This is a genomic window from Thermosipho sp. 1244, from assembly GCF_018588215.1.
Taxonomy (GTDB): Bacteria; Thermotogota; Thermotogae; order Thermotogales; family Fervidobacteriaceae; genus Thermosipho; species Thermosipho affectus.
Map to the genome: position 1 here is coordinate 41,851 of NZ_LNGA01000031.1, position 20,230 is coordinate 62,080.

The window sequence follows — 20,230 nt, forward strand, 5'->3', positions numbered from 1 at the left end:
AACCTCCTTATTTTACATCTATTACATGAACATTTACCTCAACACTTTCACAACCAGCCAAATTTTGCAACTTGTGTTTTACATTTTCGATAATATTTCTTCCAACCTCAGAAATTTTCGTACCGTACTCTAATTCAACATACGCATCTACTTTAACATGACCAAATTCATCTTCTTGAATTTTCACACGACTTTCTTCACTACTTAATATCTTTGAAAACCAACTATCTGACGAAATACTAACAGGTCCATAAGTCTCAAGTATTGCAAAATAGACAAGTTTTCTAATAGCATTCAACGTAATATCAAGTTCTCCAAATTCGGTTTGCATCTTCATATATACTCCTCCTCTCAAAAACCTCTTTTATCCTTTCTTCAATGCCTTTTTCATCTAACTTTAACAATTTCAACAACTGCTTCCTAGTACCATGCGTTACAAATTCATCCTCAATGGCTAAAATTTCCACTTTTCCAAAGTTCAACAATTCTTCTCCAAAACCTCCGGCTTTCACACCCTCCTCAACTGAAAAAACCACTCGATGATTTTCAAACACCCACTCTATTACTTCTTCATCAACCGGTTTAATACTTCTTGCAAAAACAAGTGTCCAATTATTTTTCCTTGCAACCTTTAACGCACCAATTGTTGGATAACCTGTTGCAACAATTGCAACTTCCTTTCCAAAATTAAGAATTTCCCATTTATCTAAATCTATCATTTTTATTTTATCATATAACTCTTCAAAATTCCCAAATTCATAATCACGGGGATATCTAATTGCAACAGGCCCCGATAATTCTTTATTTAAAAGTGTATATAAAGTGTCCATCAAATCCTGTATATTCTTTGGAGCATATATTTTCACATTTGGAATCATTCTCATGTAAGCTATATCAAAAACCCCATGATGGGTAGGACCATCTTCACCTACCACACCTGCCCTATCAATTGCAAAAATTACTGGAAGTTTTTGAAGTGCAATATCATGTATTATTTGATCAAATCCCCTTTGTAAAAAGGTCGAATACACGGCAAAAATTGGCTTTAATCCAAGTGTAGCTAGTCCACCAGCAAAAGTAACACACATTTGTTCTGTAATACCAAGATCAAAAAATCTTTCTGGGAATTTCTTTGCAAATTCAAAAAGTCCCGTACCCTTTTTCATCGCTGCAGTAATTGCTACTATCTTTTCATCTTTTTCGGCAACCTTTGCAAGTGTTTTTCCAAAAGCTTCACTATATGAAATTATCCCACTTTCTTTTACAAAAGTCCCAGATGAAATATCAAATTTGGCGGCACTGTGATACATCTCTGGATCTAATTCGGAAATTTCAAATCCTTTTCCCTTAACTGTATTTACAGTTATAACAGAAGGATATTCATAATCTTTGATCCTTTTAAATTCATCTTCCAATTCCTTTAAATTATGCCCATTAAGTGGTCCAAAGTGCTTTAACCCTAAACTTTCAAAGAAGTCCTCACCAGTCAATGAAACCTTTAATGCATCCCTTAATTTTTTTAATTCTTTTTCAACACTCTTTGAAAGTTTACTTTTCACTGTCTTTTTTGCATCTAAATAAATTTTACTAGTTCTCATTTTTTCAAGAAAGTGCGACAATGCACCTACATTTTTGGATATAGACATAGAATTATTATTAATAATTATCTTTATCTTTGAATTTAACGTCTTTATTTGATTTAGCGCCTCAAGTGATTCACCCGAGGTAAGCGCTCCATCTCCAATTACAACAAGCACATTTGAATTTTCTCCCTTTAACTTTAGAGCCTTCTCAATTCCAAGAGCTGCAGCAATAGCAGTCCCAACATGTCCTGCACCAAATCTATCATACTTTGTTTCAAATATATTAGTATATCCACTCAACCCTCCAAACTTTCTAATAGTGGGGAAAAGCTCCCACCTTCCCGTTAAAAGTTTGTGAGTATATGTTTGATGACTTGTATCCCAAATTATATAATCTCTGTAAGGATCAAAAACTCTGTACAATGCCAAAGTCAATTCTACAACTCCTAAATTTGAAGCAAGATGTCCGCCATTTTTCGAAACAACTTCAATTATGTAATTTCTAATCTTTTCTGCAAATTTTTCTAAATTCTCATAATCTAATGATCTAATATACTCTATATAATTCAAATTATCACCTTCATTTAATTATTTCAACTCCCATATACGGTACTAATGCTTTAGGTACTGTAATAGAACCATCTTTATTTTGATAATTTTCCAATATTGCCACAAGAGTTCGTCCCACTGCCAATCCTGATCCATTCAATGTGTGAACAAAATGTAGTTTATTATCCAAACCTTTATACCTTATACTAGCCCTTCTTGCTTGAAAATCTGTAATATTACTACATGATGAAATTTCCTTGTAATTGTTGTAAGACGGCAACCACACTTCAATATCGTAGGTTTTTGCCGATGCAAATCCTAAATCTCCACTGCAAAGATTAACAACTCTGTATGGTAATTCTAGTAATTGTAAAATTTTTTCTGCATCTCTTGTAAGTTGTTCAAGTGCATCAAAAGACTCGTCTTCATTTGTAAACCATACTAATTCTACTTTATCAAATTGGTGTTGTCTTATCATTCCTCTTACATCTTTTCCATAACTTCCCGCCTCTCTCCTATAACAAGAAGTATATGAAACATATTTTTTTGGCAAATCTTTTTCACTCAAAATTTCGTTCGCGTGCAACGCAGTCAACGGGACTTCAGCCGTTGGAATCAAGAATAAATCATCTTTTTTTGTATTATACGCCTCTTCCTCAAATTTTGGTAATTTACCCGTCCATATCATAGTCTCTCTTCGAACAAGATGTGGAACCCACACTTCCGTATAGCCATGCTCATTTGTATGTACATCAAGCATAAATTGAATTAACGCCCTTTCCAACTTTGCTAAAAGACCATACATTACGGTAAAACGTGCGCCACTCAATTTAGCTGCCCTTTCAAAATCGAGCAATCCAAGTTCTGGTCCTATATCCCAGTGTGCTTTAGGTTCAAAATCAAATTTTCTGGGTGTTCCCCATCTTCTCACTTCTACATTTTCCGTTTCGTCTTTCCCATATGGTACGCTTTCATGTGGAATATTTGGAAGTTCAAGCGAAAGATTTTTTATTTCCTCTTCCAATTCTTTTTGCTTTTCGCTTAATCTTTTAATTGTATCACCAATTTCCTTACTCTTGTTTATTACACTTTTTACTTCTTCTTCTTTTTTTTCAGACTTTAGTCTAGCAACCATTTTAGATAGTTCATTTCTTTTGGCCTTTAAATTATTAACCTCCGTTAAAATTTTTCTCCATTCTTTATCTATTTCTACAATCTTATTTATTATATCTTTATCCATTCCTCTCTTTTCCAAAGCATCATAAAATATCTTGGGGTTGTTTCTCAAAAGTTTTATATCCACCATCCAAATCACTCCTCAAAAAGTTTTTTCAAATTTTCCTCATACGGCGGATAAACTACACCCTTTTCTGTAATTATAGCCGTTACCAACTCTGCATCGGTAACGTCAAACGCAGGATTAAATACTTTAACATTGTCTGGCGCAATTTGTTTTCCACCGCAATGTGTAACTTCTGTATGTTTTCTCTCCTCAATTGGAATATCCTTACCCGTTTTTGTATTTAGATCAATTGTACTCGTTGGTGCAGCAACATAAAACGGTATACCATGTCTTTTGGCCAAAACTGCAACCATATAAGTTCCTATTTTATTTGCAACATCCCCGTTTGCTGCTACTCTATCCGCACCCACAATCACTGCATTTATCTTTCCTAGTTTCATAGACCATCCAGACATATTATCACTTATCAACGTAACGTCTATACCATCTTTCATTAATTCCCATGCAGTTAATCTTGCTCCCTGTAGGTAAGGCCTTGTCTCATCGGCAAAAACTTTAATTTTCTTTCCTTGCTCCACAGCGGCTCTAATAACCCCTAGTGCTGTTCCATAATCCACAGTTGCAAGCGCTCCAGCATTACAATGAGTTAAAACTGTATCACCATCTTTTAACAATTCTGCACCATATCTTCCTATAGCTTTATTAACCTCTATATCTTCTTTTGCAATATTTAATGCTTCTTCTTCGAGAAATTCAAGTAATCCTTGGGGTTTCCCAAACCTTATTAACGCTTTTTCCATTCTATCCAGTGCCCAAAATAGATTAACAGCTGTTGGCCTTGTATTTGCAAGTACTTCACGCACCTTTTTCATATTTTCAATAAATTTATCAAAATCTTTATTAAACATTTCCCTTGCCCCAAGCACATATCCAAAAGCAGCTGACGCACCGATTGCAGGAGCTCCCCTTACAATCATCTCTTTAATTGCATATGCTACCTCCTCATATGTTTTACAATGCATATATTCCTCTTGAAGTGGTATTTTCCTTTGATCAATCAAAATTAACTCATCACCTGTCCATTCCATTGTCATAGTCTTTAACTTCATATACAAACCTCCTTTATTTTTTCATTTATTAAATTATAACATATTTAATAAAAATGGCCCCGTTTGGGGGCCTTATTTTACTTCGTAGTATATTTCTACCTTACTTTCATCCTTAAACTTCTTAAATTCGTTCTCAATAAAATTAGACCAGATAACTGACTTTTTGTTGTTTAGTAACTCTTTAAAAATATCTTCTTTTACATCTTCAAAACTTTTCGAACGCATAGGCGTAATTTTTAACACTTTAAATACATAGAACTTATCTTCCACATTGATTGGACCTAAAATCGCTCCCTCTGATGCATTCTTTATATACATCCACAATTTCTCTGGAAAGAATTTTCCTTCTGGTAACCCTTCATAATGGTAGTCATTCAACTTCAATTCCTTTGCCAGTGAATCAAAAGATTCACCTGAAATAATCCTATTTTTTACATCTTTTGCAAGTGACTTACTTGAAAAATTAAATATATAAATATCATACTGAGTTGGAGTAGAGTATTTTTCTATATTTTTTTCATAATACTCCTTTGCTTCACTTTCCGTAACCGTTGCATCTTTTGTGACAAAATTAAACAAATTTTCAATGGATAAATTTACAAGCGTATTAAAGTACATCTTATTTTTAAAATCCTCAAGTGTCCCCATATTTGCATATTGAAGGTATACATTAAACGTTTTCTCATCTATTCCCTGCTTTTTCAAATAATCTGCAAGTTGTTTATCAATTAAAGCCCTTACTTCTTCTTCACTGGGTCTTACATTGTATTTTCCTGCAAACTGAACTATTAAATACTTATCTATAAGTTGTTCTAAAACAGCTCTTTTGTATCTAAGTATAAGTTTTACTCCTTCTTCTGTATTGGAAAGCACGTTAAAAAACGTTTGATCAATCTGACTTATACTAACCATTAACTTTTGCACATCTGCAACACTATTTAACATTGAAAGTGTGATTCCTTCACCATTTACCACTGCAACTGTTGATGTTGCAGGCAATTCTTCAGAGATAGCTATTACAGAGAAAAGCACTAAAAAAATAAAAAGAAATTTTTTCATAAATTCATCCTCCCTCATTTAACAACAATATTGAGCAACTTATTTTTCACATAAATTACCTTTACTACATCTTTCCCTTTTAAATATGAAGAAATTTTTGGATTCTCAAATGCTAATTTCTTTATATCCTCTTCATTTGTATCAACTTTCGCAAGCATTTTTCCCCTTACTTTTCCGTTTATTTGTATGATAATCGTAACTTCATCTACTTGCAAAGCATTTTCATCATAACTTGGCCATTTTTCATTCACTATTAAAGTTTCGTTCCCTAAATCATGCCAAATCTCTTCTGCCATGTGTGGTGCAAATGGTGATAAAATGAGTGTTAATTTTTCCACTAATTCTCTAAGTAACGGTAGATTCAATTCCTTTGATTTATTCAAATATTCAGACAAACTATTGTTAAGTTCCATCAAACCAGCTATAGCGGTGTTAAATTTAAATCCTCCTTCTATATCTTCGGTTATTTTCTTAATTATTCGATGCAATTTTCTTCTCAAATCTTTCTCCGATTTATCTTTTAATTGGATATTTTCCGCTTTAACATCCTTTATTTTTGGCAAAATAGAATAAACATTGTTCCACAACCTCTTTAAAAATCTATTTACACCTTCTATTCCCGCATCACTCCATTCCGCATCCTTTTCAGGTGGAGCCATAAACAATATGTACGTTCTTAGCGTATCTGCACCATACTTTTTAATCATTTCATCTGGCGAAACCACGTTCCCCTTTGACTTACTCATTTTCCAACCATCTTTGTAAATCATTCCTTGCGTAAACAGGTTTTCAAATGGTTCTTCAAAGTCTAAATAGCCCAAATCGTGTAGTACTTTTGTAATAAACCTGGAATACAACAGATGTAACACCGCGTGTTCCACTCCGCCAATGTATTGATTAACAGGCATCCAGTAATTTACATCTTCTTTATCAAACGGTTTATCTTCAAGCTTTGGATTTACGTATCTTAAATAATACCAAGAACTATCGACAAACGTATCCATAGTATCTGCTTCACGTTTTGCAGGTCCACCGCATTTTGGACACGTGGTATTTAAAAATTGTTCATCCAAAGAAAGAGGAGATTGCCCTGTTGGTAAAAATTCCACATCTTTTGGCAATTTTACTGGTAAATCTTTCTCTGGTACGGGAACAACTCCGCATTTTTCACAATACACAACGGGGATAGGCGCACCCCAATACCTCTGTCTTGAAATAAGCCAATCCCTTAATTTGTATTGAACACTTCTCTTACCAATACCTTCTTTTTCAATGTATTCTATTATCTTTCCAAGTGCTTTAGTACTTCTTATTCCATCAAAAGGACCTGAATTAACCATAACTCCTTCTTCTTCATAGGCTTTTTCCATCTTACTAGCATCTATCGAACTTTCTGGATTGTCAATAACTACTCGAATGGGAAGATTATATTTTTTTGCAAAATCAAAATCTCTTTGGTCATGTGCAGGAACCGCCATTATCGCCCCAGTACCGTATTCGTATAAAATATAGTTTGCAACATAAATAGGTATTTTTTCTTTTGTCACAGGATTAATTGCATACCTTCCAAGGAAAAATCCTTCTTTTTCTGCTTCAAGACTAGTTCTTTTAAACCTATCTTCAAGCGAAACCTTTCTCAAAAATTTAGAAAGTTTTTCCCTTCTATCTTCTGTAACCAATGTCTCAACTAAAGGAGATTCAGGTGCAATAGCCATGAAGGTTACTCCCCAAAGGGTGTCTGGCCTTGTTGTGAAAATCTTTATTTTCATATCCAAACCATCTACTGGAAACTCTATTTCGGCACCTGTACTCTTACCAATCCAATTTTTTTGCATCGTCTTTACATTCTCCGGCCAACCTTCTAGCTTTTTCAAATCATTTAATAATTTTTCCGCATAATCGGTAATTTTAAAATACCACTGTTCCAAATGTTTCATTGTGACTTCTGTTCCACATCTTTCACACTTCCCCTCCACCACCTGCTCATTTGCCAAAACAGTTTGACAACTTGGACACCAATTAACCGCTGCCTTCTTTTTGTAGGCTAAACCATTTTCATACAACTTTAAAAAAATCCATTGGGTCCATTTGTAATAACTTTCTGTACATGTAATAACTTCTCTAGACCAATCATAACTTATTCCAATCTTTTTTATCTGGCTTTTTATTATTTCAATATTTTTAAAGGTCCATTTCTCTGGATGAATCTTATTTTTTATTGCTGCATTCTCAGCGGGCAATCCGAAGGCATCATAACCAAATGGATGTAAAACATTATACCCTTTCATCCTTTTATACCTTGCTACAATATCACCAATTACGTAATTTTTCACATGACCTACATGCAATGTACCGGAAGGATATGGAAACATAACTAGGTTATAAAACTTTTCCTTTTCTGAACGCTGAGGGGTTTCAAAAACTTTTTCTTTATCCCATATTTCCTGCCATTTTTCTTCTATTTTACTTGGAATATACTCTTTCATAGAATCCCTCCTCTTTTATTTTCATTTTAATTTTATTATACTATAAATATAAACACTTAACAAATAAGAGGTGAAAAGATGCCTAACATATTTTTTGGATATAAAGACAAAGAAAAATTCATATTTGACGAACATGAAACAAAGCATTTTAAAACCATTAGAGTTAAAGAAGGTAAAATAATAAAGTGTACAGATGGGAAAGGAAATGAATACACGGTAAAAATTGAAAAAATCGAAAAAAAGAAATCTTTTGGAATCATTTTAGAGTCTAAACATATAGAGAAATTACAAGAAAAAAATTTGATATTATTTGCACCATCTGGAAAATGGGAAAGACTTAGATGGTTAATTGAGAAATCAGTAGAATTGGGAGTTGATAAAATATACATTACTAAAACCAAGTACTCAAATAGGAACTACACAGAAAAACCAGAAAAAATCGAACTTGTTATTAGAAACAGTGCAAAACAATGTACAAGAGTTTATTTTCCAGATTTTAGATTCATAACGTTTGATGAAATTCCAAAGTATGCAACACAAAAGACTTTCTTTTTGGATCTTTCAGGTGAAAAAATACCGGAAAAATTTGATTCAAGTATATCTTTCATTGTTGGCCCTGAAGGTGGCTTTTCACCAAGAGAAAAGGAGTTTTTAACCAAAAACTTCACATCTGTTTCGTTAGGAAAAAAAATATTGAGATTTGAAACTGCTGCCTTTGTATTTCTCAGTTTTGTAGCGATCAAATTAAACAAAATTTAAAAAAGGGGTGGTTATATGATCAAAGGTGAAAAAGTTTATTCCTATGTAAAATTTGAACATGAAATTGAACCCACCTACAGAGAAAAAATAGCTCTTGCAAAAAAAAGATCTGAAGTAAAGAAAATCCTTTTTGAAACTTTAAAAATTTTACTTACAAAAGTAGATGAAATATTTGAAAATTTAACACCAGAGGATGTAAATTTTGACGGTGAAAACTTAAAATTTTCTAAAAAATGGCAGGAAGAAATTGAAAAATTTTCAAAAAATAGTGATCTGAACGCCATTATACAAAGAATTACAGAAGCAGCCATACATAGAATTAAAAAAATAGAAAATGATGAAAACACGGATTATTTTAACATAAAAACAAAATGAGCGGCATTAACGCCGCTCATCTTTTAACAATCCATACACGTATATATCAAAGTACCTCCCCTGACTGTATTTTGCTTTTCTTAAAACACCTTCTTTTACAAATCCAAGTTCTTCCAATAAATAAATGGATATCTCGTTGTATTCATACACTTCAGCTGTCAACCTGTTTAAATTCATTTCATCAAATGCATAATCTATAGCTTTTTTCAATATAACCTTTCCATGCCCTTTTCCTCGCATATCACTCTTTACATAATAAGTTATATACGCATTTCTATTAAAATAGCGCACATTAAAAGTTACAAAACCAATAGGAATACTTTCAAAAAAATTCAAAACCACCCTTCGTGGAATATCTATAATTCTTGTTTCAGAAAAGTATTTTAAATCATTACTTTCAATTTTTAACAACTCTTTATCTGATATTTCCATTATCATATTTTCACCTTAAAAGAATCTTGTAAAATCTGCAAACATAAAATAAAACGCAAGTGCCATTAATACAAAAAAACCAATTGTATGAACTATTGCTTCAATCCTCCTATTTACCTTTTTTCTTGTTATTATCTCAATTAAAGAAAATACTATTCTCCCACCATCTAGCGCAGGCAAAGGAAGTAAGTTAAAAATACCTAAATTAAGCGTAAACAATGCAACCACTGTTAAAATAGTCTCCCATCCCGCTTTTGCAGCTTCACCTACTATAACCGCAATACCCACAGGTCCTGCAACTTGATTTACACCTTTTCCTAAAAACAACTTTCCAAACGCTTTCCAAATGGTCTTTGCAGCTGAATTACACCTTTGGATGGCCAATGAAACAGCATCAAATAAATTTTTAGGTTTCAAATATTTCTGTTCTTGTTTGAAAAATCCAGGAGTAGTAATTAACTTTGAAAAATCTTCACGTTTCATGTTTAATTTTTTTTCAGTTCCATCTCTCATTACAACAATTTCTAAATTATCCTCCAAGGGTAACAACTTTGTCTTTATTTTATTTCCCCAAACATCTATATACATTTGGTTTTGTTTTAGTCCTAACCTTGAAACAAGGTTCAAAAGTGAAACATAATCTCTTATTTCCATAGAATTTACTTTAACTATTCGATCACCTGTATGAAACGGTGAAATATCTTTATTAATAACAGACTCGAATCCCGCATAATAAAAACCTATTGTAGGTCTTTCACCTACAAAAGAATAACTTACAACAACTCCAGATAAAGTGTTTCCAAAATTATCTTCTAATTCAATAAATTCTCCATTTTTCAATTGCAAATTCACACCAGGAGTAAATCCATTAATCTTTTTTACACTTCCTTTTATATCACCGTACACATCATCTAACACAAATATATATTCAGATGGAGTAATACGTGGTGGAATAGAGATGGTAATTACTTTATCATCTCTTAAGATTTGAAATTCCACAACTTTTCCCTTAGAAATTTGTTCACTAACTTCTATGGAATCAAACACCCTTTTTCCATTAACTTTCAAGATTACATCTCCGTCTTTCAAACCATATTCGGCAGCAGGAGAATTATCAATAACCTTTCCCACAGTAACAGCAGGAACTCCCCAATTAGTAACTATAGGTATAAATAGTATATAAGCAGCAAGTATGGAAAATAAAGGTCCTGCAAAAGCAATTAAAAGTCTTTGCCAAGCTGGTTTTGCATAAAGTCCATCTTCTACTTCTTCATCAAAGTCCTCACCTTTTAATCTAACATATCCACCAAAAGGTATTATATTTATTCTAAACAAAGTCTCCTTAAACTTCTTTCTTAAAAGAGCCGGGCCAAAACCAATTGAAAATTCCAAAACACCCACTTTGAAAATTTTTGCAAATAAAAAATGTCCAAACTCATGTACAACAACGACAAACATAAAAACCAAAACAAAAGAAACAAACGTTAAAATATTAATCACCTCCGCATATTTGATTTTTTCCATTTCTTTTCGCCTTATAAAGATTTTTATCTGCTTCTTTAACGAAAGCCAACATAGACCTTTTTGGTTTACAACACACCCCAGCACTAAACGTAACCATATCAATCCCAAGAGACGACCAATTAAACTCTCTAACCTTATTTAAAACTCTTTCTAAAACGTGTTTTGCATCTTTACATTGTGTGGAAGGAAAAATAACAAGAAACTCCTCACCACCATACCTTCCAACATAATCACTATCCCTTAAATTTTCATTTATTATACCTGCAACTTTTTTTAAAACTTCATCTCCTTTAACATGCCCATGTGTATCATTCACCTTCTTAAAGTCATCTATATCTATCATAGCAACCGACAGAGGAATCTTTTGTCTCAAAGACATACGAAGTAATTCATTTAATTTTTCCATTATAAACGCCTTGCTGTAAACTTTAGTCAGCGCATCTTTCTCTATTTTTGACTTACTTAAGTTATACTCGTTCAAAAGTTTTGCAACCAAAGACAATGGTTGAACAGCTGTAGATATTAAATTGTAAAATTCATTCTTTCTTTTCACACCTTCAAGTAGTAAAACTGCTTGTTCATTACCCTTATACACTAAATTGATGGTGATAAATTCCTTTAATTCTCTCCCTTGATTGTTGTAATTTCCATTATAATACCAGTTTAAAGAAGTTACAGGTTTTTCAAATGACGACATTAAGATATCTTTTACATTCTGTTTATTGAAGAAATCATCATTACCAGAAAATGAATAAATTCTTACATTTTCAATATTTAAGATCAACACATGTAAAGATATAATTTCCATGATTTCATTCAAAAGAGAATAAATTCTCTCAAATAAATATCTTTCATCTTCTAGGTATTCTAAAAAACTATATACCTCAGAAACAAGCAACTCATTTCTCAAACTCTCCTCAAGAATATCTAAAAGATCCCTAAAAGATCTCTTTTTCAAATTAAAGATTTCATAATTTAATTCTAAATGATAATCCCTATCCAAAAAGTTTTTTAACTCATTTAAAATTAACTCTCTATCCATAGATTTTTTTAAATAAAGATTTACACCACTTTTAATTGCCCAAAATTTATTTATAGTCTCATTTTCCGCAGTTACAATAACTATACCTACATTTTTAAATTGCGGATATGATCGTATAAAACGCGCTACGTGAATTCCGTTCATTTTGGGCATTGTATAGTCCGCTATTACTACATCTGGAAGAATTGAAAAAAATTTATTCAAACCATCTAAACCATCAACTGCAACTTCTACTTCATAACCTAATTTCCCTAACTCAAACTTAAAAAATTCCCTCCAAAGTTTACTATCATCAATAACAAGTACTTTCTTCACAAATTTCTCTCCTTTACTATTTCTTTTAACTTTTTCACTATTTTACCATCAAATTTTCCATTTTCTACGTCTTTTTCTAACAGAACAAATATATCTTCAACTTTAAACCCCTTTATTTTCATAGTATAAAATGCATCCGCAACTGATATTATCCTACTTTCTATCGGAATTTCTTCACATTTTAAACCAAGATATCCATTCCCATCACACCTTTCATGATGATACAAAACAATATTTGCTATATCTTTAAAAAATCTAAATCTATTTAAAAGTTCATAACCATAACTGACATGTTCTTTTATCTTATCTAACTCATCTTTAGTTAACCTACCAGGTTTTTTAAACACCCTATCACTAATCATTATTTTCCCAATATCATGCAAAATCGCCGCTTTCCATGTTTTCTCAGGATCTACTCCAAATTCTTTTGCAACCTTTTTAGAAAGCTTTGCAACTACCTTTGAGTGTTTCTTTCCTACTCTTTCATCAACACTCACCGCAAAGAATTCTAAGACCTCAAAAAACATCTTATTAAAATCATTTTCAAGTACCTTTAAAATCAAAAAATTACCAAAAATCTTTCCAAAAATATCAACATACTTTGGTAAATTCAAATTCTCTGAAACAAATGAATCTAAGCATATTGCACCCATTCTTTCATTTTCAACATATATTGGAATAACATACAAAGATTTTATCTTATCACTCCCTATTTCTTTAAATTTTTCGCTAAAATCTTCATTTTTATTTACCTCTCTTAAAAATTCTCCACTTACATATCCTTCGTATTTTAGTGCTAAAACATTGTCTTCATTGCTAAACTCAAATTCTTTCAATTTTTCATCATATCCAAATTGTGCAAAATATTTGTATTTTTCATCTTGTTTTAAAATAATACTTCCCGCATTTACGTCTTTAAACAAGGGAATTATCTTTTCTAAAATGAACTGAGCTATATTTTCCACACTATCTTTTGGATTTATTTTAGCTAAAATTTCGTATATGGAAATCAAAAATTTATTAAGTTCTTCCACTTCTTTTTTTGACTTTTCTATATCTTCCATAGATTTCAAAATTTCCTCTTCATTCTCTACAACAACTTCTTGTAAATAGTTTATACTCCTTTTTATACTTTCAAATTCTTCAAATTCCATATCCTCTTCAATTGGAGAATATTCAAGATAATTTTGAAAATAATTTAAACTTCCCTCAATTTTTGCCAATTTATTAGTTATATTTAAAGAATCTTTGTAAATCGTTCCTCGTAAATTAAAAAACATTAAAAAATATATTATAAAAAACAAAAACGAAAGAATTAAAAATATTAAAATTTCAAAGGAAATATCTTTAAAAACATATATCACTTTTCCAGCATATTCAAAACTTGAAACCACGGAAAATATTCTTTTTTCCTTAACAGGTGTTACAAACAAATTATTCCCACTTTTTTCTTCTAAAAATTTAAATAACGATTTATCACCTTCTTCTAACTCACTTACAAGCATTTTGGAAATTATTTCCACGTTGTTTTTTTCAACATAAAATAGTAAAATTAGAGTTGAGATGGTAAATATTAAAAACAGAAAAATCAAAAACAAAAAATTTTTTCTTAGATCTAAGAGTAAAAAATGAGAGATTTTCATACTATCACCTCAATAAATATTTTATCACATAGGGGGATTGAAATGAAAAAAGAAATTAATATAGGAAATGTAAAAATAGGTGGAAAAAATCCAATTGTCATTCAATCTATGACAAACACAAACACGGAAAACATTGAAGAAACACTATTACAAATAAATAGATTGTACAAAGTAGGCTGTGAATTAGTAAGAGTTTCAATTCCAACATTTGAAGCGGCAAAAGCACTTAAAAATATTACAAAAAAATCTCCAATACCCGTAATAGCTGATATACACTATGACTACAAACTTGCAATAGAAAGCATCAAAAACGGTGCCAAAAAGATTAGAATAAACCCTGGAAATATAGGAAATAAAGAAAAAGTAAAAGAAATAGTAAAAGTTGCAAATGAGTATAATATACCAATAAGGGTTGGAGCAAATTCCGGTTCAATTTCAAATGAATTTGCACACCTTTCAAAAGTTGACGCACTTTGTGAATCTGCACTTAAAGAAGTTAAAATTTTAGAATCTTTGGGATTTTACAATATAGTAATATCAGTAAAGAGTTCAGATGTAAAAGAGACTATACAAGCATACGAAAAAATTTATAACATCACAGAATATCCATTACACTTAGGAGTTACAGAAGCTGGTACATACGAATGGGCTTTAATAAAATCATCAATTGCACTTGGATATCTTCTATACAACGGTATTGGAGATACAATTAGAATTTCAATTGCCGGTGATCCCGTAAACGAAGTAATTGTTGCAAAAAAAATACTTATATCTTTAAATTTAAGAAAAGGCCCACAAATAATTGCCTGTCCAACTTGTGCACGCACAAATATTGACGTTGAAAATTGGGCAAATATCTTGGAACAAAGATTCTCAAACAAAAATATTAAAATAGCGGTGTTGGGATGTGTCGTTAACGGGATTGGCGAAGGAAAAGATGCGGATATTGGAATAGCAGGTATTCCAAATGGATTTATATTATTTAAAGATGGGGAAATTATAGGACAATTCAAATCTGAAGAAATAATAGATATATTGGAAAAACATATCAATACAGGGGAAGAAAAATAAACCTTTTCTTGTTAACAGTAGATATTAAAAGATATTTTCTAGATTTCAAAAAAATTAAATTTTCACTTCCCAATCTATTTAATGCAGATCTTAAAAAATATGCATTAGTTATTGTTTGAAATTTTTCAGGCGATGAAATTTCAAGATGACCTTTATATTCCATATCAGGTGAAGATGCAAAAAAGAATAATCCCGCTGAATTACCCACCAACTTTAATCGAGAATACCTACCAGAAATCATAGATCTTCTTAAAAATCTTTTTAAATTTTTCAAGCTAATACGCATAAATTCTTTTGCATTGGAAAATTCTTCTTCAAGTAAATAAATCATTCCTTCATTCAGATTTTCACCACATACATTAAAAAGTTGATCACTTTTTAATACCATATGTCTTAATCCATATCCCAATTCAAGATCATTTCCTCTTAATAACTGTAGTGCTTTTATTAGATGTCTTGAAGAATAATACGGTATCCTCCATGAAAAAGTAGAACTTTTTCTATCTCTCCTTACATAATTAATTATTCCATTGTTTTCAGCAACTAATCTAAAACCATTACCAAAAAATAAATCTACAAAATTCCCTTCTTCAAGGTGCGAAGATACAAAATCAAGGTCATTTAAAAATGTACTTCTTGAAATATCTAAAAGTTTTTCATACCTATCTTCAAAATCTTTCAAATGAAAATCCTCAATTTTTAATTTTAAATTCTCATCTTTTGCCTTTAAAAATACATATCTACCATCTGAATAAATATTTATATCTCCTGAAAGTTCATATATAAAAAATTTTAAAATATCAAGTGGTAAAGTAAATGAAAGTGTAGTTGGATTCATTTCAGAAACAATAAATTTAACCGTCAAACAACCATCACTACCAAACATGCTTAAATAACCACTATTGTAAGAAAAACCAACTTTTCTATTTATTTTTTCAACACTTCCCACCACTTTGTCTATTAACTTTAGGGCTTTCTTCATTTCATCAACATTTATTTTTAATCTCATACATTCACCTCTTTATATAATTCTACAATAAAAAGCTTTCTTCTCAAACAAAATAAATATAAAAACAAACAATGCTAATAAAATAAAAGACTCTAAATTCACAGTTAACAAATTGTATAATGATACTTGATTATCGAAGAAAAATATGATATAAAAGTAATTGAAAAATTTGTGGGGGGGTAAAGTATGAAGATTTTATTCTTCAATAAAAAGGAAAATAAATATTACATAAAAAACACCTGAAAATGGGGCTTTTGGCCCCATTTTCTTTATTTTCAGGGGGGTGGAAATATAAATATAAAAATTTACGATCCTTTTGAAAAAAAGATATTCTATGAAGATATTGAAATACCAAAAAAAATAAGAGGAAAAAACTTAATCTGCGTTCCTACATTTTTTGACTTTCACACACACGTTAGATTATTAAAAGACCAAGAAAATTATAAATCTCTGCAAAAGGCATGTATTGTCGGTGGATTTTCAGAGGTATTGATACAACCAAATACAAATCCACGCCTTGAAACAAAAGAAATACACAAGACACACGAACAGTTAACTAAAAAAAACTATGTAAAATTTTATAGAACCACTTCTTTATTTGGGAACCAAGAACCTTCAGGAAATATCCTATGTTATTCGACAGACGGAATTGAATATACATACAACGATTTAGTTAAAAATTTTTCCAAAAAAACTCCTGCTTTAGTTTTGGACCACAGTCAAATATTTGAAAACAAAGGGATGTTCTATAGAAAAATAAACAATATTCCCAAAAGACCAATAACAAACGAAGCAATTGCTATATCTAGAACTGTACTTACAGGGATTGAGTTCAACTTTAAAGATTTTCACATACAACACATTTCTTCAAAATATTCAATAGAAATTATCGATTTTTTAAAAAGATATGCCCATATAACCTCAGAAGTAACACCTCATCACTTATTAATTTCAAATGAAGACATATCAAATTCAAATTTTAAAATTAATCCTCCACTGTGTGATAGGAAAACAATAGAATTTTTAAAAACAGCTGTAAAAAAGGATAAAATAGACATACTAGCCACTGATCATGCTCCCCATCCGAAAAAAACAGATGACTTTGAAAAAGCACCATACGGTACTTCAAATATAGAAATAGCATTTTCTGCTTTTTACACTGCACTTGAAGATGTTTTCTTAGTTGTTGATAAACTATGTAAAAATCCAAGGAAAAGATTGGGAATAAAATACAAATTTTCCAATGAAAATTTAGTAATAATAGATCTAAACCAAACCTATATAGTAGATAGCAGCAAATTTTTAAGTAAAGGAAAAAATTGTGCATTTGACGGCATGAAACTCAAGGGGAAAATAATCGGAGTAAAAATAAAAGGACAATGGGGGTATTGGAATGGAGAATACTTACTTGACTAAAAAAGATGTTATTAAATTAAACAAAGACACTTATATAGTTACATTTGAAAACATAAAGTTTGAATTAGGTCAATTTATAATGATCGAAACAAAAAATTTAGTAAGAAAGCCTTTTATACTTGGCACTTGGAATAATCATCCTGCAATTTCCGTACAAATTAAAGGTAAAGGAACCGAATACATAGTAAAAACACAAAATAATATAAAGGCCCATTTTCCACTTGGAAAAAAATTTATACCACCGTCTGGAAAAGGAATGGTAATTATCTCTCCAACATGTATAACCCTTGCAAATTTAATAACAAAAGAATATAACTGTAATGTACTTGTCGGCAGTAAAACACCTCTTGAATACAAAATACCATTTGAATTTGCAACAGGTGATGTAGAATTTGCAAATAAAGTGGAAAATTTAAAAAAATACGACTGGTATTTAATATCAGGATCAAAGGCAATGGAAAATTTTGTGCTTTCCAAAATTGAATCAAATAACATTTATGTATCTTTAGAAGAATATATGGGATGTGGAATTGGAGCATGTAAAAGTTGTGCAGTTTTCACAAAAAACGGGGTTAAACATATATGTACAGATGGCCCCATATTTAGGAGGGATGAACTATGAATCTTAACCCACCATTAATCATAGCCTCAGGCCCTGGAGGAAGCGGGGAATATTTAAAATTAATAAATCCAGAATATATAGGAGCTTATACGCTGAAAACTATAACTTTAAATCCCAAAAAAGGAAATCCTCCCCCAAGAATGCGAGATAAAGAAAATTTTGTAATTAACAGTATAGGTCTTGAAAATCCTGGCATAAGCCATTTTATTGAAAATGTAGAAAGATACAGATTAAATGTTAAAACTATATTAAGTCTTGGTGAAGATACAAAAGAAGAATATATAAAAATTGCAGAAATTATTGCTCCATATGCACAATATTTCGAAGCAATAGAATTTAACTTTTCTTGCCCAAATGTAAAAAAAGGGGGATTATCAATTATCTCAAACAAAGATGAATGGGAAGAAATTTTAAAAAAAGTGAGAAAAATACTTCCAAATACCTTTTTAATTGCTAAATTAAGTATAGAAGGAAACTTTATTGAAACTTCTTCACAGATAGTAGCCAAACACAAATGGGAAGGAATAACTCTTATAAATTGTGTAAGAGGGTTAATAATAGAAAATGGAAAGGTAATTATAGGAGGCATTTCCGGTCCAATTCTAAAACCTATCTCATTACGTGCAATATATGAAACAAGAAAAAGATTAAAAGATATTTATATAATAGCTTCAGGTGGAATTTATACGGAAAAAGATGCAGATGAATTTCTAAAAATAGGTGCAAACGCTATTTCCATAGGAAGTGCACTCTTTAAAGATCCAACTGTTGTTGAAAAAATAGGAAAATATTTGAAAGGAGTGAAAAAATGATACCAGTATTAAGTTTGGATATGCAAAAACCATTGGAGTTTATAAAAGAAGTAGGTAGCTTCGAAACAGTAAAAGTAGGGCACAATCTTGCAATTAACGGTAAAAAAATTCTTGATGCTCTCTACAATCTAAACCTCAAGGTCATATTAGACTTAAAATTTTGTGATATTCCTTCCACAGTAGAGCGTTCAATAAAAAGTTGGGACCATCCCGCAATTATTGGTTTTACAGTCCATAGTGCAGCTGGTGTAGAAAGCGTAAAAGCTGCCCTAAATGCAACTGATAAACTAATATTTTCAGTAATCAAACTAACTTCACAAGAAGGGAATTTGGAAAACTACATTGATAAAATTTTTGAACTAGAAAACTTAAAAAGTTCATTCGTTCTCCCAGGAAAATGGGCAATAAAATTGAGAAAAAAACTTAATGGAAAATTTTTAGTACCTGGCATAAGAATGGAAGTAAAATCAGATGATCAAAAAGATGTTATAACTCTTGCTCAAGTAAAAAATATTGCAGATTTCGTAGTACTTGGTAGAGAAATTTATCTCTCGAAAAATCCAAAAGAAAAAATTCAAAAAATAAAGGAGGAATTAATATGAAAATAGAAGAAATTTTAGAAAAAACAGGGGCCCTTTTAAATGGACATTTTATTTTATCATCCGGTAACCATTCGGAAAAATACATTCAATGTGCAAGAATATTTGAGTATCCAAAATACGGAGAATTAGTAGGAAAAATGCTAGCAGAAAAATTGGAAAAATACAACCCTGATCTCATAATTGGACCCACTATGGGAGGAATACATATAGCATACATAGTAGCAAAATACCTAAACAAAAGGAATATTTTCGCAGAAAGGGAAAACAAAAAAATGACACTAAGAAGAGGTTTCAAAATAAACGAAGGAGAAAAGGTAGCAATAGTAGAAGATGTAATAACAACTGGAAAATCAGTAAAAGAAGTAATAGAGATAGTAAAAGAAAATAATGGAAAAGTATGCTGTATTGGTTCAATAATAAACAGGTCTGATAATAATCCATTTGAAGTACCATACGAATATCTTTTAAAAATCAACATTCCAATATATAAAAAAGAAGAATGCCCATTATGTAAAGAACAAATTCCAGCTGAAAAACCAGGGAGTAGGTTCATAAAATAAAAAAAGCAGGCGAAAGCCT

Annotated in this window: 19 protein-coding genes; 8 read left to right on the forward strand and 11 right to left on the reverse strand. The window is 31.0% G+C overall.

Going from position 1 to position 20,230, the window contains the following annotated elements; genetic code table 11:
- Positions 1 to 7 precede the first annotated feature (7 nt).
- From AS157_RS07880 to leuS, 6 genes are all read right to left on the reverse strand, one after another.
- Positions 8 to 337 (reverse strand): Asp23/Gls24 family envelope stress response protein, encoded by a 330-nt coding sequence (locus AS157_RS07880; RefSeq protein WP_075665463.1) that lies wholly within the window; start codon positions 335 to 337, stop codon positions 8 to 10.
- Positions 306 to 2,153 carry a 1-deoxy-D-xylulose-5-phosphate synthase gene (dxs, locus tag AS157_RS07885; RefSeq protein WP_077288900.1) on the reverse strand — a complete coding sequence of 616 codons (1,848 nt, stop codon included), beginning with the start codon at positions 2,151 to 2,153 and terminating at the stop codon, positions 306 to 308. The genes AS157_RS07880 and dxs overlap by 32 nt, the downstream gene beginning before the upstream one ends.
- 10 nt (positions 2,154 to 2,163) lie before the next feature.
- Positions 2,164 to 3,438, reverse strand: coding sequence for a serine--tRNA ligase (serS, locus tag AS157_RS07890; RefSeq protein ID WP_077288901.1), 1,275 nt, complete (start codon positions 3,436 to 3,438; stop codon positions 2,164 to 2,166).
- 5 nt (positions 3,439 to 3,443) lie between these two features.
- Positions 3,444 to 4,484, reverse strand: a complete 1,041-nt coding sequence (mtnA, locus tag AS157_RS07895; protein WP_077288902.1) for an S-methyl-5-thioribose-1-phosphate isomerase — start codon at positions 4,482 to 4,484, stop codon at positions 3,444 to 3,446.
- Positions 4,485 to 4,556: 72 nt separating this feature from the next.
- Positions 4,557 to 5,543, reverse strand: a complete 987-nt coding sequence (locus tag AS157_RS07900; RefSeq protein WP_077288903.1) for a peptidyl-prolyl cis-trans isomerase — start codon at positions 5,541 to 5,543, stop codon at positions 4,557 to 4,559.
- 14 nt (positions 5,544 to 5,557) lie between these two features.
- Positions 5,558 to 8,029, reverse strand: coding sequence for a leucine--tRNA ligase (gene leuS, locus AS157_RS07905; RefSeq protein ID WP_077288904.1), 2,472 nt, complete (start codon positions 8,027 to 8,029; stop codon positions 5,558 to 5,560).
- A 78-nt stretch (positions 8,030 to 8,107) separates the two neighbouring features.
- Between leuS and AS157_RS07910 the strand changes: the two genes are divergently transcribed.
- Both AS157_RS07910 and AS157_RS07915 read left to right on the forward strand, forming a co-directional pair.
- Positions 8,108 to 8,788 (forward strand): 16S rRNA (uracil(1498)-N(3))-methyltransferase, encoded by a 681-nt coding sequence (locus AS157_RS07910; RefSeq protein WP_077288905.1) that lies wholly within the window; start codon positions 8,108 to 8,110, stop codon positions 8,786 to 8,788.
- A 15-nt stretch (positions 8,789 to 8,803) separates the two neighbouring features.
- Positions 8,804 to 9,163, forward strand: a complete 360-nt coding sequence (locus AS157_RS07915; RefSeq protein ID WP_077288906.1) for a hypothetical protein — start codon at positions 8,804 to 8,806, stop codon at positions 9,161 to 9,163.
- A gap of 6 nt (positions 9,164 to 9,169) precedes the next feature.
- On the opposite strand, the gene AS157_RS07920 is transcribed toward AS157_RS07915, so the two are convergent.
- Genes AS157_RS07920 through AS157_RS07935 form a run of 4 tightly spaced genes read right to left on the reverse strand, consistent with a single transcriptional unit; the run spans position 9,170 to position 14,119 of the window.
- Positions 9,170 to 9,601, reverse strand: a complete 432-nt coding sequence (locus tag AS157_RS07920) for a GNAT family N-acetyltransferase (protein ID WP_077288907.1) — start codon at positions 9,599 to 9,601, stop codon at positions 9,170 to 9,172.
- Between the two features lie 9 nt (positions 9,602 to 9,610).
- Positions 9,611 to 11,119 carry a M50 family metallopeptidase gene (locus tag AS157_RS07925; RefSeq protein WP_197023160.1) on the reverse strand — a complete coding sequence of 503 codons (1,509 nt, stop codon included), beginning with the start codon at positions 11,117 to 11,119 and terminating at the stop codon, positions 9,611 to 9,613.
- Positions 11,088 to 12,476 carry a GGDEF domain-containing response regulator gene (locus AS157_RS09750; protein WP_077288908.1) on the reverse strand — a complete coding sequence of 463 codons (1,389 nt, stop codon included), beginning with the start codon at positions 12,474 to 12,476 and terminating at the stop codon, positions 11,088 to 11,090. The genes AS157_RS07925 and AS157_RS09750 overlap by 32 nt, the downstream gene beginning before the upstream one ends.
- Complete coding sequence (locus AS157_RS07935; RefSeq protein ID WP_231450281.1) at positions 12,473 to 14,119, reverse strand: HD domain-containing phosphohydrolase; 1,647 nt, start codon at positions 14,117 to 14,119, stop codon at positions 12,473 to 12,475. The genes AS157_RS09750 and AS157_RS07935 overlap by 4 nt, the downstream gene beginning before the upstream one ends.
- A gap of 42 nt (positions 14,120 to 14,161) precedes the next feature.
- On the opposite strand from AS157_RS07935, the gene ispG reads away from it, so the two are divergent.
- Positions 14,162 to 15,190, forward strand: a complete 1,029-nt coding sequence (gene ispG / locus AS157_RS07940; RefSeq protein WP_077288909.1) for a flavodoxin-dependent (E)-4-hydroxy-3-methylbut-2-enyl-diphosphate synthase — start codon at positions 14,162 to 14,164, stop codon at positions 15,188 to 15,190.
- Here ispG and AS157_RS07945 read toward each other — a convergent pair.
- Positions 15,168 to 16,199 carry a hypothetical protein gene (locus AS157_RS07945; protein WP_077288910.1) on the reverse strand — a complete coding sequence of 344 codons (1,032 nt, stop codon included), beginning with the start codon at positions 16,197 to 16,199 and terminating at the stop codon, positions 15,168 to 15,170. The two genes, ispG and AS157_RS07945, sit on opposite strands and share 23 nt — an antisense overlap.
- A 297-nt stretch (positions 16,200 to 16,496) precedes the next feature.
- Here AS157_RS07945 and AS157_RS07950 point away from each other — a divergent pair, with 297 nt between their 5' ends.
- From AS157_RS07950 to pyrE, 5 genes are read left to right on the forward strand one after another with little or no spacing between them, the layout of a single operon-like run.
- Complete coding sequence (locus tag AS157_RS07950; RefSeq protein WP_077288911.1) at positions 16,497 to 17,615, forward strand: dihydroorotase; 1,119 nt, start codon at positions 16,497 to 16,499, stop codon at positions 17,613 to 17,615.
- Positions 17,593 to 18,237, forward strand: a complete 645-nt coding sequence (locus AS157_RS07955; RefSeq protein ID WP_077288912.1) for an iron-sulfur cluster-binding protein — start codon at positions 17,593 to 17,595, stop codon at positions 18,235 to 18,237. Before AS157_RS07950 ends, AS157_RS07955 begins: the two co-directional genes overlap by 23 nt.
- Positions 18,234 to 19,049, forward strand: a complete 816-nt coding sequence (locus tag AS157_RS07960) for a tRNA-dihydrouridine synthase (protein ID WP_077288913.1) — start codon at positions 18,234 to 18,236, stop codon at positions 19,047 to 19,049. Before AS157_RS07955 ends, AS157_RS07960 begins: the two co-directional genes overlap by 4 nt.
- The gene (gene pyrF, locus AS157_RS07965) at positions 19,046 to 19,651 is read left to right on the forward strand and encodes an orotidine-5'-phosphate decarboxylase (RefSeq protein WP_077288914.1); all 606 of its coding nucleotides are present in this window, start codon (positions 19,046 to 19,048) and stop codon (positions 19,649 to 19,651) included. The genes AS157_RS07960 and pyrF overlap by 4 nt, the downstream gene beginning before the upstream one ends.
- A complete protein-coding gene (gene pyrE, locus AS157_RS07970; protein ID WP_077288915.1) occupies positions 19,648 to 20,211 on the forward strand; it encodes an orotate phosphoribosyltransferase in 564 nt (187 codons plus the stop codon). Before pyrF ends, pyrE begins: the two co-directional genes overlap by 4 nt.
- Positions 20,212 to 20,230 lie beyond the last annotated feature (19 nt).

Coding starts and splice junctions, on each gene's coding strand:
- AS157_RS07880 (WP_075665463.1), bottom strand. CDS start 337: ATGAAGATGCAAACCGAATTTGGAGAACTTGATATTACGTTGAATGCT.
- serS (WP_077288901.1), bottom strand. CDS start 3,438: ATGGTGGATATAAAACTTTTGAGAAACAACCCCAAGATATTTTATGAT.
- mtnA (WP_077288902.1), bottom strand. CDS start 4,484: ATGAAGTTAAAGACTATGACAATGGAATGGACAGGTGATGAGTTAATT.
- AS157_RS07900 (WP_077288903.1), bottom strand. CDS start 5,543: ATGAAAAAATTTCTTTTTATTTTTTTAGTGCTTTTCTCTGTAATAGCT.
- leuS (WP_077288904.1), bottom strand. CDS start 8,029: ATGAAAGAGTATATTCCAAGTAAAATAGAAGAAAAATGGCAGGAAATA.
- AS157_RS07910 (WP_077288905.1), top strand. CDS start 8,108: ATGCCTAACATATTTTTTGGATATAAAGACAAAGAAAAATTCATATTT.
- AS157_RS07915 (WP_077288906.1), top strand. CDS start 8,804: ATGATCAAAGGTGAAAAAGTTTATTCCTATGTAAAATTTGAACATGAA.
- AS157_RS07920 (WP_077288907.1), bottom strand. CDS start 9,601: ATGATAATGGAAATATCAGATAAAGAGTTGTTAAAAATTGAAAGTAAT.
- AS157_RS07925 (WP_197023160.1), bottom strand. CDS start 11,119: ATGGAAAAAATCAAATATGCGGAGGTGATTAATATTTTAACGTTTGTT.
- AS157_RS07935 (WP_231450281.1), bottom strand. CDS start 14,119: ATGAAAATCTCTCATTTTTTACTCTTAGATCTAAGAAAAAATTTTTTG.
- ispG (WP_077288909.1), top strand. CDS start 14,162: ATGAAAAAAGAAATTAATATAGGAAATGTAAAAATAGGTGGAAAAAAT.
- AS157_RS07945 (WP_077288910.1), bottom strand. CDS start 16,199: ATGAGATTAAAAATAAATGTTGATGAAATGAAGAAAGCCCTAAAGTTA.
- AS157_RS07955 (WP_077288912.1), top strand. CDS start 17,593: ATGGAGAATACTTACTTGACTAAAAAAGATGTTATTAAATTAAACAAA.
- AS157_RS07960 (WP_077288913.1), top strand. CDS start 18,234: ATGAATCTTAACCCACCATTAATCATAGCCTCAGGCCCTGGAGGAAGC.
- pyrF (WP_077288914.1), top strand. CDS start 19,046: ATGATACCAGTATTAAGTTTGGATATGCAAAAACCATTGGAGTTTATA.
- pyrE (WP_077288915.1), top strand. CDS start 19,648: ATGAAAATAGAAGAAATTTTAGAAAAAACAGGGGCCCTTTTAAATGGA.